Origin of the sequence: Streptomyces sp. PCS3-D2 (assembly GCF_000612545.2) — a bacterium.
Taxonomy (GTDB): Bacteria; Actinomycetota; Actinomycetes; order Streptomycetales; family Streptomycetaceae; genus Streptomyces.
Map to the genome: position 1 here is coordinate 6,925,105 of NZ_CP097800.1, position 15,138 is coordinate 6,940,242.

Consider the following 15,138-nt stretch of genomic DNA (forward strand, 5'->3'; position numbering starts at 1 on the left):
ATTCCACCGAAGGGGACGTCAAGCCAGGTGGGACCTGGTGGAATATCCTTCAGCGGAGTTCGGACCGAACGGGGAGAGCGCCGTGGGGGACACGACGGCTCGTGAACGTCTCGCCGCGGAACTGCGACATCTGGTTGCCGCCGCGGGCCTGTCCCTTGCAGGGATCGAGGGAGAGCGTTGATGACCATGCGGGACAGGTTCATGACCCTTCCGGGGCCGGCCATCCTGCTCACCGCGATGGCCTTCCTCGACCACGCGCTGGTGCGGGCCGGCCGTGCCGGTCTGCACCCCTGGCGGCGGAACCGGCGCCAGGGCGGATCTCCGCCACGTGCTTCGAGTAACTGCACGCCAGTTTCTCGCCCGGCAAGCAGAACGAACTGACGGAGCGCCAGAGCGCCCTCGTGCTGCGCGACGACGAGGAGGACGGTGCTCCCCGCGCACCCGCGTGGACCTCGACGGCGGTCTCGTCGTCATCCGCGTGCCTGCTACGGGGCGCAGCGGTACGTGAAGTTCACCGAGGCCGTGCGCTGCCCGGGCGACAGCAGCTGGAGCTCGGCCTTGGCCTGGTAGGTGCCCGCGCCCCGGAACGTCCACAGCAGGTGCAGCCTGGCCTCGCGCTGCCCGCGTGGAACCCGTTCCGTCAGTTTCTCGGACTTGGTGCCGTCGCTGCGGACCCAGCGGTAGGCGAGCGTTCCCGGGCGGCCGTCGGTGGCCACGACGGCCACCACGTCGGCGGTCCCGTCGCAGCCGGGACCGGCCGGATCGGTGCTCACGGCCACGTCGCGGACCTCGATCCCGGGCCCGAACCGCTGCCACCCGAGGTACGCCAGGACCGCGGCCAGCACGGTTGCGGCGAGTGCGTACCGGCGCAGCCCCGCACCCCGTCGCCGCCGGGGTGCGGCGGCCACGGCCACGGCCGCGTCCAGCGGGAACGGCGCGGGCATGGCCGCCGTGACCCCGGGCCCGAAGCGGAGTACGGACCCCTCGACGCGGTCGGGCGCCACCGGCTCCGGCGCACCGGGCGGTCCGCTGAACCAGTGGCTGCCCAGGACGGTCGCGCTGTAGTCGTCGCCCTCGGGGGCGCGGGAACCGCTCATCGTGGCACCTCCACGCAGCGGGCCAGGTACTGCGAGGCCGACGCGGACTTGTTCCCGGCGGTGGGCTTGGTGGTCACCCGGACCCCGCCGTAGCAGCCGCGGTCACGGCTGAAGGTGTGCGACCTGGTCGCGGTGGCGGTCGAACCGCCCTCGACCGTGAACGACTCGCTGCCGTCGGGCACGGAGAAGGAACCCTGAGAGCCGCCGAGGAACCACTCCACCACCACGGTCACCGGCCCGGTGCCCTGGGAGGAGACCGTGATGCCCGCATCGCCGTGGTAGACGCCGGTCTTGAGGGACACGGAGACGTTCGTGACCCGCAGGGTCGGCGTCGGCGTGGGCCGGGGCGTGGGGGACCAGCTCACCGTCGGCCGCCCGGTCGTGGGACTCGGCGACAGCGACAGCGACGGCGACGGCGACGGCCAGGTCGAGGCGGACGGGGAAGCGGACGGGGAAGCGGACGGCGAGGGGCTCGGCGAGGCCGAAGCGCTCGGACTCGGCGACGGCGACGGCGAGGCCGAAGCGGACGCGGACGCGTCGGGGGTGGGGGAGGCCGACCCGGGAGGGGCCGCGCTCGTCGTGGCGAAGGCGCTCAGCGCCGACGCCCCGCCCGGGGCGGCGCCGCTCGCGTCCGTCGTCAGCACCAGCACCGCCCCCAGGACCAGGGACACCCCCGCCGCGATCCAGCCGCGCTTGCCGGGAGCCCAGCCCGAGCCGCTCTCCACCTTCGTCGTCGCCACGGCGGTGGTGCCCGCCGCCGACCCGCCCGCCGAAGGGAACAGCAGCGGCAGCAGCGCGGCCAGCGCCGCCAGCTTGCGCTGACCGCGTTCCTCCCAATCGGGCCCGTACGCGGCCAGCGCCACGTCCTCCAGTTCGGCCACGAACGCTTCGGCGTTCTCCGGCCGCTGCTCGGGCGCCTTGGCGAGACCGCGCCGGATCAGCGGACGCACGGGCTCCGGGGCCTCGGTCTCCGGCACCGGCGCCTCGATGTGCTGGACCGCGAGCTCGGCGAAGTTCTGCCCGTCGTAGGGCTTGCGCCCGGTGAGGCACTCGAAGAACGTCGCCGTGGCCGCGTACACGTCGGCGGCGGGCGACGCGGGCCGGCCCTGCCACTGCTCGGGCGCCATGTAGGCGGGAGTGCCGGCGACACCGGGGGTGCTGCCGCGGTTCGCCGCGATCCCGAAGTCCACCAGCTTCGACGAGCCGTCGGCCGCGACCAGCACGTTCTCCGGCTTGTAGTCCCGGTGCACGACGCCCGTCCGGTGCGCCGACGCCAGGCCCAGCAGGGACCCCTTGAGGACCACCAGCGCGGCCTCGGCGTCGGCCTGGCCGGACTGCTTGAGCAGCGCGCGCAGCGAGACGCCGTCCACCAGCTCCATCACGATGGCGGCGCCGCCGGGCGCCTCCACGTACTCGTACAGGCGCACCACGTACGGAGACTCCAGCCCGCCGAGCAGCCGGGCCTCGGCGCGGAACTCCCCGACGAAGGCGGGGTCCTCGCGCAGCCGGTCGCTGAGGTACTTGACGGCGACCGCCGTGCCCGTGGCGTCGTGGACGGCGAGCACCACCCGGCCGCTGCCGCCCGAGCCGAGCTCGCGGACCTCGGTGTAACCGGGGACAGACCATGCCGCCCGCGTGTCGTTCATCGTTCCTGCCCCCTGCCTGCTGCCTCTGCCTGCTGCCTGCCGTGCGACGCCGGATCCGCCCATGTCACCGGCCGGCCCGGACTCCCCATGGGACGTGTTTCGGGCCACGGCCGGTTCCCGACGGTGTGCGGTGCCTCAGGCCGCGGTCGACTCCGCGCCGATCATGGCGTGCAGCCGGTCCGCGGCCGCCCGCCCGAAGGCCGGGTCGTTGATGTGCGTGTCGTAGTCGTAGAGCCGTACGGCACTGCCCCGCAAGCCCTCGCGCAGTGCCGAGAACAGTGCCCCGTCCGCGCGGGGGTCATGGTACGGGCCGCCCGGCGCGCCGAGTGTGGACAGTCCGCGGAGCGGGACGCAGACGGCCGTGTGCCCGGTCGCCGCGCGGAGTTTGGCGGCGACCCGGCGGCCGAGCTCCGCGCACTCGGCCTCGCTGGTGCGGATCACCGTGATCGACGGGTTGTGGACGTGGACGCCCCGGTCCAGGACCCGCTGGGGCAGGGACTCCAGCGGGCCGAACTTCACCATGTCCAGCGCGCCCAGGCTCACCACCTGGGGCACGCCCGCCCGGCCTGCCGCGCTGAGCCGGTCGGGACCCGCGGTCAGCACGCCCCCGCACAGGTCGTCGGCGAGTTCGCTGAGGGTCAGGTCGAGCACCCCGGCGAAGACCCCCTGGGCCGCCAGGCTCTCCAGCGTCCGGCCTCCGGTACCGGTCACGTGGAAGACGAGCACCTCGTAGCCGAGTTCGGTCAGTCGCTCGCGCGCCGCGTCCACGCCGGACGTGGTCACACCAGCCATGCTCGCCGCGACCAGCGGACGGGGGCCCGCCCCCAGCCGCGCCGGGCGCTCCGCCGAGCCGCGGGCGAAGGATCCGGCCATCCCGGCGATGGCCGCCACGGCGTTCGCCAGGATCGGTGCGGAGACGCTGTTGATCCCCGCGATGTCCACCACGCTGTACATCATCGTGATGTCCGAGGTGCCCACGTACGGGGCGGTGTCCCCGGACGCCATGGACGAGACCATCAGTTTCGGGACGCCCAGCGGCAGCGCGCGCATCGCCCGGGTGGCGATGGAGGTACCGCCGCTGCCGCCGATCGCCAGGACTCCGTGCAGCCGGCCCTCGGCGTGCAGGCGCAGCAGGGTGGCCTCGGCGCCCCGGGCCATCGTGGTCACGGCCGCGCCCCGGTCGGCGGCCGATCGCAGGAGGGACAGTTCGGTTCCCGCGGCCCGGGCCACGGCGGCGCGCGGTACGTCCGCGGCGACCCGGGGTTCACCCATGATCCCCGTGTCGACGAGCACCACTTCGACGCCGGCCCGCAGCAGCCGCTCGCGCAGCCAGCCGTACTCCACACCCTTGGTGTCCAGGGTTCCCACCAGCACGACGTTCGTCATAGCTGCAATGTCCAGGCATGCGGGAACGTTGGCAAGTACGAGCTCTGGTCAAGCCTTCAGCAGCGCCAACAGTCTTTCCAGGAAGGGGAGCTGCGCAGGGATCAGCATGCTCTGCGCCATCTCGGGAGTGCACCAGGCGACCCGGTCCAGCTCCGGGAACTCCTGGACGTTCCCCGAACGCGGGGGCCACTCCAGGGTGAAGGTCCCCGGCACCATGAGCGCCGGATCGAGGTCCGCCTCCACCGCCCAGATGGTCACCAGCTTCCCGCTGGAGAGCCGTACCTCGCCCAGCGGCAGGTACTCGCCCTCCGGCGGGGGCAGGCCGATCTCTTCGGTGAACTCCCGGCGGGCGGCGTCGCGCGGGGTCTCCTCCGGCCCGTACTCGCCCTTGGGGATGGCCCAGTCCCCGGAGGTCCTCCCCGACCACAACGGGCCGCCCATGTGCCCGAGCAGGACCTCGACCCCGGGCCCCGGCCGCGAGGGCGCCCGCGCCCCCGCCCCGTCCGTCCGCCGGAAGAGGAGCAGTCCGGCGCTGCGCTTGTTCGTCATGGGCCCATACATGCCCCGTACCGGCGCGGGTCAGTGGTCGTGCACCGGTCAGTGGTCGTGCACCGGTCAGTGGTCGTGCGGGCCCTCCCGGTGGACCGGTCCGTGCGCGTCCGCGCAGTGCGGGTCGTAGGCGGCCTCGCCCCGCCGGCCGACCGAGAGGAGGGAGTCCTGCACGTGGTCCACCTGCAGCGTGGTGTGGGTGATCCCGTACTCCTCGTCCAGTAGCCGCTCCAGCTCCCGGCGTACGGCGTGGCAGTCGCCCGCCGGTTCGACCAGTACGTGTGCGGAGAGCGCGGCCTGTCCCGAGGTGATCGTCCAGATGTGCAGGTCGTGCACCTCGGCGACCGGCGGGTGCCCGACGAGGCGGTCGCCGACCGCGTCCGGGTCCACATGGGCGGGCGCGGCCTCCAGGAAGATCCGCCCGGAGTCGCGGACCAGTCCGTAGCCCGCCCTGACCATCAGGGCCACGACCACGAGCGTGGCGATCGCGTCGGCCTGCCGGAACCCGGTCGTCATGACGACCAGACCGGCGACGGCCGTTCCGATGAAGGCGAACAGGTCGTTCAGGACGTGCTGGTAGGCGCCCTCCACCGCCAGCGACGAGCGGTTCGCCCGGGAGATGCACCAGGCCGCGGCCACGTTGACGACGATGCCCGCCAGGGCCGTCACCAGGACCAGCCCGCCCTCCACCGGCGGCGGGTCCATCAGCCTGCGCACCGCCTCGTACGCCAGCCAGGCGGCCAGCAGCAGCAGCGTCAGGCCGTTGGCCTGGGCGGACAGTATCTCCGCCCGCTTGAGGCCGTACGTGAAACCGCCGCGGGCCGGGCGGGCGGCCAGCCGCATGGCGATCAGCGCGAGGACGATCGAGACGGCGTCCGTCAGCATGTGGGCCGCGTCGGAGATCAGAGCCAGCGAGTGCGCCATGACGCCGATGACCACCTCGACGGCCATGAACCCGCCGATCAGGCCGAGCGCGATGGCCAGCCAGCGGCGGTCGGCGTCGGCGGACACGCCGTGGCTGTGGCCGCCGGGCCCGTGGCCGTGGTCGTCGTGCCCGTGGTCGTGCCCGGTCATGGCATCCCCTTCGCGTCGCGGCAGCCGTTTGTTCGGTTCCCGTCGCGTGAAGTGAAGCGCACCCGGACGTGATGGGCAAAGGCTGCAACGGGGACCGTTGTCATTCCCCATAAGAGGCCCCTGACCTGCGGTTTCATCCGGCCGCTGCCAGGGTGGCGTGATCGTGGGAAAATCTGCTCATGGTCCAGCGCCCCGGTGTGCCGACCGCGCCCGAGCTCGTCCTGGAAACCGCCACGGGCTCCACAGCGATGAGCCCGGGCCGGACCTACCACGTCGGCAGGGACCCGCTCTGCGAGATCTGCTTCGAGGACGCCCGCGTCTCCTGGCACCACGCGGTCCTGCGCCCCGACGGCGACCACTGGACGGTGGAGGACGAGGACAGCACCAACGGCACCTGGGCCGACGGCCACCGCATCCACGAGTGGAGCGTCGGCGTCGGCAGCGAACTGCGCTTCGGCGACGCACGGGACGGCCCGCGGGCCGTCCTCACCGCGCCCCGGCCCCCCGGTGCCGGAGCCCGGCCTTCCAGGGTCTCCAACCCGTCGATGACCACCACCTTCCGCCGGCCGAGCGCCGTCCTGCCGCTGCCCGCCCGCACCACCGTGCGCATCGGGCGCGCCACCGACAACGACCTCGTCATCGACGAGCTCGACGTGTCACGCCGACACGCCGAGCTGCGGGCCCTCCCCGACGGCGGCTACGAGATCGCCGACCTCGGCAGCCACAACGGCACCTACCTCAACGGCGCCCCGGTCACGGGCGCAGCCCCCCTCGCCGAGGGAGACATCGTCGGCATCGGCCACCTGGCCTTCTGCCTCGTCGGCGACCGGCTCCAGGAGTACGAGGACACGGGCGAGGTCACCCTGGACGTGCAGGGCCTCACCGTCGCCGTCGACCGAGGTCGCAAGACCCTCCTCGACGGGGTCTCCTTCCCCGTGGGCGCCAAATGCCTGCTCGCCGTCATCGGTCCCAGCGGAGCCGGCAAGTCCACCCTGCTCGGCGCCCTCACCGGCCTGCGCCCCGCCGACCGGGGCGCCGTCCTCTACGACGGCCGCGACCTGTACCGCGACTACGCCGAACTGCGCAGCCGCATCGGACTCGTGCCCCAGGACGACATCCTGCACTCCCAGCTCACCGTCCGGCGCGCCCTCTCCTACGCCGCCGAACTACGCTTCCCACAGGACACCGCGAAGGCCGAACGCCGGCGGCGGGTCGACGAGGTGATCGGCGAACTCGGCCTCGAACAGCGCGCCGACCAGCCCATCCACAGCCTCTCCGGCGGCCAGCGCAAACGCGTGTCCGTCGCCCTAGAACTGCTCACCAAACCCTCCCTGCTCTTCCTGGACGAGCCCACCTCCGGCCTCGACCCGGGCATGGACCGCTCGGTGATGCACATGCTGCGCGGCCTCGCCGACGACGGCCGCACCGTCATCGTGGTCACCCACAGCGTCCTCAGCCTCGACGTCTGCGACCGGCTGCTGGTCCTCGCCCCGGGCGGCCGCATCGCCTACTACGGGCCGCCCGCGGCGACGCTCGGCTTCTTCGGCTTCTCGCAGTGGCCCGAGGCATTCGAGGCCTTCGAGAACCAGCGCGGCCGCGACTGGGCGGGGGAGTACGCGGCCTCGACGGCCCACCGCACCTACGTCCTGGGCGGGGCCCGCCAGCCCTGGCACGGCGGGGACGACCGGGCGGCCGCCGGGGCCGCCCCAGCGGCCGGCTTCGTCCCCGCGCCTCCCAAGGCGCAGAGCTGGGGATCCCAGCTGTCCACCCTCGTACGGCGCTACGCGGCCGCACTCGCCGCGGACCGGACCTTCCTCGCCATCATGATCGCGCTGCCCTTCGTCATGGGGGCCATGGCCCGCGCCCTGGCCGGCAGCAGGCTCACCCAGGAGACCGCGATCAACGCCCTGCTCATCCTGTCCGTCGGCGGCGTCCTCACCGGGGCCGCCAACGCCGTGCGCGAACTGGTCAAGGAGCGGGTCATCTATCGGCGGGAGCGGGCCGTGGGGCTCTCCCGCTCCGCCTACCTGATGTCCAAGGTCGTGGTGTTGGGCGCGGTCACCGTCGCCCAGGCGGTGGTCCTCACCCTGGTGGCACTCTACGGAGTGGACCTGAACGCACCGGGCGGCCGCGGCGTGCTCCTGAATCCTCTCCTCGAGATCACCATCGCCGTGGCGCTGCTGGCGTTCAGCGCGATGATGCTCGGCCTACTGGTCTCCGCCCTGGTCCGCAAGGAGGAGGTCACCATGCCGCTGCTGGTCCTCCTGGCCATCGTGCAGGTGGTCTTCTGCGGGGCGCTGCTGGAGCTGGACGGCGTGCCCGTCATCGAGCAGCTGGCCTGGCTGGTCCCCTCGCGCTGGGCCCTCGGTGCCATGGCGGGCACCATCGACCTCGGTGCGATCGTGCCCGGCCCGCTCACCGACGACCCGCTGTTCGCGCACAGTCCCGGGGTGTGGCTGCTGAACCTGGGCATGCTGGTGGTCCTGTCCGTCCTCTTCGGAGTGCTGGTGGCGAGGCTGCTGCGCCGGCACGAGCCCGCGATCATGCGGAAGTAGGCCTCATGAGCAGCTCCATGGATTCCGGGACCTCCGTGGCGGACTTCCGGCCCACCCACGTGGTGCCGCCGCCGGGTCTGCCCGCCTGGGAGGCCCCCGACGTATCCCGGCCGACCGCGGCCCTGGACGCCTTCCTGCCGGTGCAGCTGCTGTCCCGGCGCGGGGAGTGGGGGGAGATCCTGTGCGCCAACGGATGGAGCGCCTGGGTCGACGGGCGGCTCCTCCTGGCGGTTCCGCAGCCGCCGCCGACCACGGGGGAGGGGCCGTCCGTACGTGCCGAGCACCCGAGGCCGCTGCTGCAGCGCGGCGCCGACGCCCTGGAGCGCTACCGGCACGCCGTGGACGAGCTGGCCTCCGGCCGCGCCGACACCGACGCCTTCCGGCGCTCCCTGCGCGGGCTGCGGGCGGGTGTGGTCCTCGACGGGGAGTCGGTGTGGCTCTACGACGAGAACGCGGGGCGGTGGATGTACGGCGACGGGACCCGCCTGGCGACCTACGCGGTGACCGAGGGGCCGGGGACCACCCGGGGGCACCCGTCGACGGCGGATCATGACGGCGCCGGTGCGGCCCGACCGGGGCCGGCCGCGCCGCCCGAGGGCCCCCCGGCGGGCCGGCCCGCCGGGGCCACCCCGACCCGGATCGTGGACGCGGGCGATTCCGCACCGGAGTGAAGGACGGGCTCGGGCACCGAGGGCTCGGGCACCGAAGCGGAGTTCCGCCGCGGGGCGCCCCGCGGCGGACACCGGGCCGGGGGTGCGTCCGCCCGGTCAGGCGTGTGTCGCGGCGGGGGCGTCCACCTGCCCGCGGCGATGCAGCGGGCGGGCCAGGACGCCACCGAGGAAGCCCGCCACCGCCCCCCACAGGAGGCCGAGGCCGACCGTGCGCCACAGCACGGGGTCCAGCACGATCTTCCCGCCGAGGGCGTCCACCTCGCCGATGCCCAGCAGCGACAGCCCGTACTCGGCCCCGACCCGGGCCAGCAGGCAGACCGTCAGGGTGGCCAGGGCGAGGGCCGCCCCCAGATGCAGGGCGTGCTGCCAGGGCCGGACATGCGCCGGGGAGCGCACGGCCGCCAGCACGCCCGCGCCGAGCAGCAGTACGGCGGCCACCACCACCAGCCACCACGCCCGCGGGTCCCGGGCCGCGAAGGACGCCACATCGACGGGGGCTCCGTCGGCATCGCGCAGCACCTCGTCCACGAGCGGCGGCATCGGCAGCCCGAAGGCCCCTTCCACCCGGGATTCCCAGGCTCCGCCGAAGCCCAGGGTGAGGGCGATCCAGACGAGGTTCGGCAGGGCCAGCAGGAGTACGGCAAGGGTCCGGCCGGCGTTGCCCTGGGTCGCGGCCGCCACCAGGCCGACCGCGACGCCGATCACGACGTAGGTGAGGAGCAGCAGGGTGGTGGCGAAAGCGGCCGGACGCACCGCGGTGTGGAAGCGGACCAGTGCCGCCGGAAGCGGTGCGCGGCGCGACACGAGCAGGGCGATGAGCAACAGGCCCAGGATCCAGAGCAGTCCGAACAGCAGTGTGGCGGGCAGGTCGGCGCGGAAGCCCACCGTCGGCGCGGAGTCGAGGAGTTCGCCGATCACCCCGAGGGTGGAGTCGCCGGTGGAGATGCCGAAGTCCTGCCGGGCCAGGGCCGTCGCGCCGGTCAGGGCGAGCAGCCACAGCACCACCAACGGAACCGCGCGGCCGAGGAGTTCCCGGGGCCCGGCCACGGCCCGGTTGTGCAGTGGGCGCAGGAAGCAGTAGCCGGCCGCGAGAGCGCCGGCCAGGCTCACCGAGAGCGGAAGCACCGACAGGCTCACGTCTGCGCCGGCCAGCAGCCCGGCGTCACCAGAGACCTCCACTGCGCCGCCGGCCCCCATCACGACGACGGCGGCGAGCACGTGCGGGAACGCCCCTTCCGGCAGGCCCCCGGCCCCGGCGCACGCCAAGCCCGCCGCGGCGATCGCGACCATCGCCGCGAAGCCGGCCAGGACGGCGACGAGTGCGTCGCGCCACGCCCGCGCGGAGCCCCCGGACGATGCCGATCTCGCTGTCTGGCTCACCCTGCAACCGTGGCACTCCCGGCTTGCGGGCACCACCCGGACGGCGCACACAATGGTCCGATGGGAACTCCCTCCTCCTGGGAAGAAGAGCCCGTGAGCACACAATCCTCCGGCGGGCAGCCGTCGTCAGAGCGACCCACCGGGCCTCCTTCCGGGCCGCTGTCGGGCGGTCAGCAGGTGCCGCCGCCCCCGCCGCCGACCGGGCCGCCTAGCGGTCCCGGCGGTCCCGGAGGTTCCGGAACTCCGGGGCCGGACAAGGGCCCTTGGTGGCGGTCCGTCCCACGCCTCGTCACCGCGCTCGTCGCCGTGGTCGCGGCCGTGACCCTGGCGGTGGTGCTGACCCGGCCCGACGGCGCACCGAGCGCCGGGGCCGAGGTGTTCCTCCAGCCGGCCGCCGCGGCCGGCCCCGACCCCTTCACCGAGTCCACCGTGGTGAAGGAGGACGCGCCGCCTCCGGTGAGCCCGGCGCCGTCCCCCACCACGACCGGCTCCGCCCCCGCCCCCGACGGCACCACCACGGGCACCAGGAGCGTCAGCGGATCCGCCCCCGGCGTGTACGGGGGCACTCAGGACGTGGCGAGCTGCGACGTCGAGAAGCAGATCACCGTGCTGGCCGCGGAGCCCGCCAAGAACGAGGCCTTCGCATCCACGCTCGGCATCCAACCGGCTGCCGTTCCCGGGTACCTGCGCTCGCTGACCCCGGTGCAGCTGCGGCTGGACACCCGGGTCACGAACCACGGCTTCCAGAACGGCAAGGTCACCAGCTACCAGGCCGTGCTCCAGGCCGGGACGGCCGTGCTCGTGGACGACCGGGGCGTGCCGCGGGTGCGCTGCGCCTGTGGGAATCCGCTCGGTCCGCCGGTGCCGCTCAAGGCCGCCCCGAAGCGCTATGGGCAGACGTGGCCCTCGTACCAGCCGGCGAAGGTGGTCGTCATCGCGCCGGCCGTGCAGCCCATGAAGAAGATCGTCATCTACGACCACCAGAACCGGCACTGGTTGGAGCGCGACAAGGGCCCGCACCAGGACAGGAAGCCGGACCGGCCGATCCCGCCGCCCGTGGTCCCGACGCCGCCGACCTCGCCGAGCCCCACGGTCACCCCGACGCACACCGGCTCGAAGCCGCCGGGACCACCGTCGACGTCGCCCACGCCCACGGGCTCGACGACCCCGACGCCCACGCCCACGACGACGCCCACGCCGACCCCGACGACGACGCCCACGCCGACGCCGACATCGCCCACGTCGCCCCCGGTTTCGCCGTCGCCCTCGACGACCCCGTCCCCGACGCCGACGCCTTCGGCCTCACCGTCCGCCTCCCCGTCGCAGTCGCCGTCCGGATCGCCGCCGGTCTCGCCGACGCCCCCGGCGTCGGGTTCCCCCTCACCGACGGTCGCCTCGTCACCGTCCTCGGCCGAGCCACCCTCGGGATCCCCGTCGGAACCTCCCTCGCCGCCGGGTCCGGGGACCTCGGCGGCGTCGCCCTCGACCAAGCCGTCACCGTCGCCCTCTGAGGCGCGCCCACCGCAGCCCGAGGCCCCGCCGTCTGCGGAGTAGCGCCGCGAGGGCGGGGGCGGGAACGACGGCGGAGGCAACGGCGGGAACCGGTAGCCGGCCCCGGCGAGCCCGGCCGGTCCGCTCCGGACAAGGCCGTTGAAAACGGGTGAGAGCCGCCCGCCCCCGACCACCGTGTTCGGAAGGCCCTGTTGGTCCACGACGCTGACGAACGGGCTTCCAAGACGCGCGTGTCCGGGCCGTGGCGCGGGCCGGCCCGGCGAAGCCGGGCTCCGCGGTGCGCGAGACGTTGCGAGGATGCGGCAGCGCTCGAAATGGATGGCCCTTGCAGGGGAATTGTTCGCCATTCCGGACGGATTGAGGGCCTGCCCGAGATGCCGATCGGATGGACGGTGACTAATATCATCCGTAGGTAACTGTGGCAACCGCGGGATGCACACCCTCTGCCCGCGGTGACAACGCCAGAGCGCGCGGCGTGCGACATACATCGCACCGGCCCACGAGGTCCACGGTCCGAAGAGGCCGTGTTGACGGGGGATGCGCGCAATCCGACACATCTGTACGGCCACAGGTGCAGCCGTGTACAGCCCGTGCTGAGGAGGAAGAGCAAATTTTCGTGCCATAGCAATGTGTGCCATAGCAACGAGAAGGGTTCTCAACCATGCGAGCAACGAGAGTCAAGCGTCTCTTCGCGGCGTCCGCCATCGGCGTTCTGATGGCCGGCGGAGCCCTGGGAGCCGCAGGCACCGCCTCGGCGGCGACCCCCACCCAGCCCGTCTCCTACGTGAGCGGCGGCGGAGGCTGGGACCACGACAGGGGCGGCCACCACGGCTGGTACGACGACGATGACGACGACGACTACCGCGGCGGAGGCTACGGCCACGGCTACGGCCACGACTGCTGACACCATCGCACGCTGTGCGGCCCGTACGACGGGCCGCACAGTGCCGTGTCCGGCCACGGCGCCCCGCCGCCGTGCGTCCCACGGGGACACCGGCGGAGGACAGTGAGACCCTGGCTGCATGGTCGGTAGGGAAGACGTTCCCGAGGTCGGCTGGCCCGCGCGGCCGGACACGAGCTTGGCGCTCAACCGCATGGGCACCTTCGACTGGGACCTCGACAGCGGGCGGATGTACCTGGATCCCATCGCCCTCGATGTCCTCGACCTGCGCCCGGACGAGTACAGCGGCACTCCCGCCGGGCTCCGCGCCCGCATCGCCCCCGCCGAGGAGGCCCGGCTCGACTCCCGGGTCGCCCAGGCCCTCAAGGACGGCCGGAGCCACTACGGGGCCTATGTCCGCAGCCGCCGCCGCGACGGGTCACCGGCCTGGACCCACGTCCAGGGGCACATCCTGAGAGACCCGGCCGGCCGCCCGTACCGCGTCATCGGCGTCCTGCGCGACGCCGCCCACGATCCGGGTGAGCCCGGAGCCTTGGGGGAGCAGGACGAGGGCCGCCGCCGGATGACCGGCGTGGTCGAGCGGACCACCGCCATCCTCGCCCACGCCCGTACCGTCAACGACGTGACCGACGTCCTCAAGGACCCCCAGGCCCTCGGCCACCTCGGGGCGGTCAGCGTGATGCTGGGCGTCGTCGACGGGGGCCGCATCCACCTGGTCGCGGAGGGCAGGCTCGGCACGTACGTCCCCGAGATCGAGTACACGCGGATCGACGCGCAGTTCCCCATGAGCGTGGCCGTGCGCACCATGCGGCCGGTCTTCATCCTCTCGCGGCAGGAGTTCCAGGAGTCCTATCCGGAACTGTGGCCCTACATCGAGCCGCTGTCCGTCCACAGCGGGGTCTACCTGCCGCTCATCGCACAGGGCCGGCCGGTCGGCGCCCTGGGACTGCTCTACCGGCGCGAGGGCGACTTCACGGCCGAGGAACGCAACGTCCTGATGGCGCTCGGCAGCGGCGTCGCCCAGAGCCTCCAGCGCGCCATCCTCTTCGAGCAGGAGCACGACCTCGCCGAGGGGCTCCAACGGGCCATGCTGCCTCGGCGGATCCCCGCGGTGCCGGGCGCTCTGATCGCCGTACGCTACCGGTCCGCCCGGATGGGGCGGGACATCGGCGGCGACTGGTACGACGTCGTTCCGCTCGGCGGCGGCCGGGTCGGTGTGATGATCGGCGACGTCGAGGGCCACGACACCGACGCGGCGGCCGTCATGGGTCAGCTGCGCATCGTGATGCGCGCGTACGTGGTCGAGGGGCACACACCCGGCGCGGCGATGGCCCGGGCCTCGGCCTTCTTGCGCGAACTGGACACGGAACGCTTCGCCACCTGTACCTACGCCGAGGTCGACCTCACCACCGGCACACTCCAGATGGTCCGCGCCGGCCACCTCGACCCGGTCGTGCGGCGCGGCGACGGCAGCTGCCATCGGATCCAGGTGGCGGGCGGCCTGCCGTTGGGACTGCCGCCCCGCGAGGCGAACGGGGCGGTGGGCTCCGGCTACCCCGTCACCAGCCTGGAGCTGCACCCCGGGGACACCCTGGTGCTGTGCACGGACGGCCTGATCGAACGGCCCGGAGCCGACCCAGACATCGGCATGCGCGAGCTCATGGCGGCGATCCACAGCGGCCCGGCGGACGTCGAGGAACTCGCCGACGTGCTGTGCGACCTGGTCGGGGACTCCGGCGGCGGGGACGACATGGCCCTGCTCGTCCTGCGCCGCCGCGGTACGCCCACCGGACGCGGCGGCGGCCCGCTGTGCCAGCGCCTGGACCCGGGCGACGCCCGGGCCCCGGCCCTGGCCCGGCATCTCGTCCGGGCCGCGGCGGCCGCCTGGGGCGCGCGGGACCGGGCCGACGAGATCGAGCTGGCGGCGGACGAGCTGATGACGAACGCCCTGGTGCACACGGACGGCGGCGGCCGGATGAGCGTGCGGATCACACCGCAGGGACGGATCCGGATCGAGGTCGAGGACTCCAGCAGCGCCCTGCCGAGGCGGCGCGAGGCCGACGACTGGGCGGTGTCGGGGCGCGGCCTGATGCTGGTGGAGCAGCTCGCGGACGCGTGGGGCGTGGAGCCGCGCGGCGGCGGCAAACGCGTGTGGTGCGAGTTCGCCCCGACCGACCCGCAGAGCACGACCCGAAGGCCCGGCCCGTGATCCCTGGTGGTCGGCGCACGACGCCGGGCGTCCGCCGGGGATCGGCCGGGGATCGGCCGGGGATCGGCCGACGGTCCTCGCGGGCCGGGTCAGCGCCGAGGCCGGGCGGGCGCTGCGCACCGACCGCGGCGAGCAGCCGGCAGGAGGCGCCCGGTCCG

Annotated in this window: 10 protein-coding genes and 2 pseudogenes; 6 read left to right on the forward strand and 6 right to left on the reverse strand. The window is 73.7% G+C overall.

Features of this window, described 5'->3' with window-relative positions; translation table 11 throughout:
• Nucleotides 1-186 precede the first annotated feature (186 nt).
• A pseudogene (locus AW27_RS31020) lies at nucleotides 187-508 on the forward strand (DUF6191 domain-containing protein).
• Here AW27_RS31020 and AW27_RS31025 read toward each other — a convergent pair.
• From AW27_RS31025 to AW27_RS31045, 5 genes are all read right to left on the reverse strand, one after another.
• Entirely contained in the window at nucleotides 486-1,097 is a 612-nt protein-coding gene (locus AW27_RS31025) for a hypothetical protein (RefSeq protein ID WP_037921843.1), read from the reverse strand. The pseudogene AW27_RS31020 and the gene AW27_RS31025 sit on opposite strands and share 23 nt — an antisense overlap.
• A complete protein-coding gene (locus tag AW27_RS31030; protein ID WP_037921846.1) occupies nucleotides 1,094-2,743 on the reverse strand; it encodes a serine/threonine-protein kinase in 1,650 nt (549 codons plus the stop codon). The genes AW27_RS31025 and AW27_RS31030 overlap by 4 nt, the downstream gene beginning before the upstream one ends.
• A gap of 135 nt (nucleotides 2,744-2,878) precedes the next feature.
• Nucleotides 2,879-4,129: a Tm-1-like ATP-binding domain-containing protein gene (locus tag AW27_RS31035; RefSeq protein WP_037921849.1), complete on the reverse strand. Its 1,251-nt coding sequence runs from the start codon at nucleotides 4,127-4,129 to the stop codon at nucleotides 2,879-2,881.
• Nucleotides 4,130-4,177: 48 nt separating this feature from the next.
• Entirely contained in the window at nucleotides 4,178-4,678 is a 501-nt protein-coding gene (locus AW27_RS31040; RefSeq protein ID WP_037922838.1) for an NUDIX hydrolase, read from the reverse strand.
• 66 nt (nucleotides 4,679-4,744) lie between these two features.
• On the reverse strand, nucleotides 4,745-5,752 hold the full coding sequence (locus AW27_RS31045; RefSeq protein WP_037921851.1) for a cation diffusion facilitator family transporter: 1,008 nt from the start codon (nucleotides 5,750-5,752) through the stop codon (nucleotides 4,745-4,747).
• Nucleotides 5,753-5,931: 179 nt separating this feature from the next.
• On the opposite strand from AW27_RS31045, the gene AW27_RS31050 reads away from it, so the two are divergent.
• Entirely contained in the window at nucleotides 5,932-8,307 is a 2,376-nt protein-coding gene (locus tag AW27_RS31050; protein WP_037921853.1) for an FHA domain-containing protein, read from the forward strand.
• Between the two features lie 5 nt (nucleotides 8,308-8,312).
• Nucleotides 8,313-8,978, forward strand: a complete 666-nt coding sequence (locus AW27_RS31055) for an SH3 domain-containing protein (RefSeq protein WP_304949935.1) — start codon at nucleotides 8,313-8,315, stop codon at nucleotides 8,976-8,978.
• Nucleotides 8,979-9,074: 96 nt separating this feature from the next.
• On the opposite strand, the gene AW27_RS31060 is transcribed toward AW27_RS31055, so the two are convergent.
• Complete coding sequence (locus tag AW27_RS31060) at nucleotides 9,075-10,358, reverse strand: streptophobe family protein (RefSeq protein WP_037921855.1); 1,284 nt, start codon at nucleotides 10,356-10,358, stop codon at nucleotides 9,075-9,077.
• Between the two features lie 60 nt (nucleotides 10,359-10,418).
• On the opposite strand from AW27_RS31060, the pseudogene AW27_RS31065 reads away from it, so the two are divergent.
• The 3 genes and pseudogenes from AW27_RS31065 to AW27_RS31075 all read left to right on the forward strand — a co-directional run.
• Nucleotides 10,419-11,744 (forward strand): annotated as a pseudogene (locus AW27_RS31065) (DUF6777 domain-containing protein); the annotation flags it as partial.
• A gap of 787 nt (nucleotides 11,745-12,531) precedes the next feature.
• Nucleotides 12,532-12,774, forward strand: coding sequence for a hypothetical protein (locus AW27_RS31070; protein WP_037921864.1), 243 nt, complete (start codon nucleotides 12,532-12,534; stop codon nucleotides 12,772-12,774).
• A 118-nt stretch (nucleotides 12,775-12,892) separates the two neighbouring features.
• A complete protein-coding gene (locus tag AW27_RS31075; protein ID WP_052030601.1) occupies nucleotides 12,893-14,980 on the forward strand; it encodes a SpoIIE family protein phosphatase in 2,088 nt (695 codons plus the stop codon).
• Nucleotides 14,981-15,138: the final 158 nt, after the last annotated feature.

Excerpts from the sequence above, each read along its gene's own strand:
- AW27_RS31025 (WP_037921843.1), bottom strand. The coding sequence starts at position 1,097 with ATGAGCGGTTCCCGCGCCCCCGAGGGCGACGACTACAGCGCGACCGTC.
- AW27_RS31030 (WP_037921846.1), bottom strand. The coding sequence starts at position 2,743 with ATGAACGACACGCGGGCGGCATGGTCTGTCCCCGGTTACACCGAGGTC.
- AW27_RS31035 (WP_037921849.1), bottom strand. The coding sequence starts at position 4,129 with ATGACGAACGTCGTGCTGGTGGGAACCCTGGACACCAAGGGTGTGGAG.
- AW27_RS31040 (WP_037922838.1), bottom strand. The coding sequence starts at position 4,678 with ATGACGAACAAGCGCAGCGCCGGACTGCTCCTCTTCCGGCGGACGGAC.
- AW27_RS31045 (WP_037921851.1), bottom strand. The coding sequence starts at position 5,752 with ATGACCGGGCACGACCACGGGCACGACGACCACGGCCACGGGCCCGGC.
- AW27_RS31050 (WP_037921853.1), top strand. The coding sequence starts at position 5,932 with ATGGTCCAGCGCCCCGGTGTGCCGACCGCGCCCGAGCTCGTCCTGGAA.
- AW27_RS31055 (WP_304949935.1), top strand. The coding sequence starts at position 8,313 with ATGAGCAGCTCCATGGATTCCGGGACCTCCGTGGCGGACTTCCGGCCC.
- AW27_RS31070 (WP_037921864.1), top strand. The coding sequence starts at position 12,532 with ATGCGAGCAACGAGAGTCAAGCGTCTCTTCGCGGCGTCCGCCATCGGC.
- AW27_RS31075 (WP_052030601.1), top strand. The coding sequence starts at position 12,893 with ATGGTCGGTAGGGAAGACGTTCCCGAGGTCGGCTGGCCCGCGCGGCCG.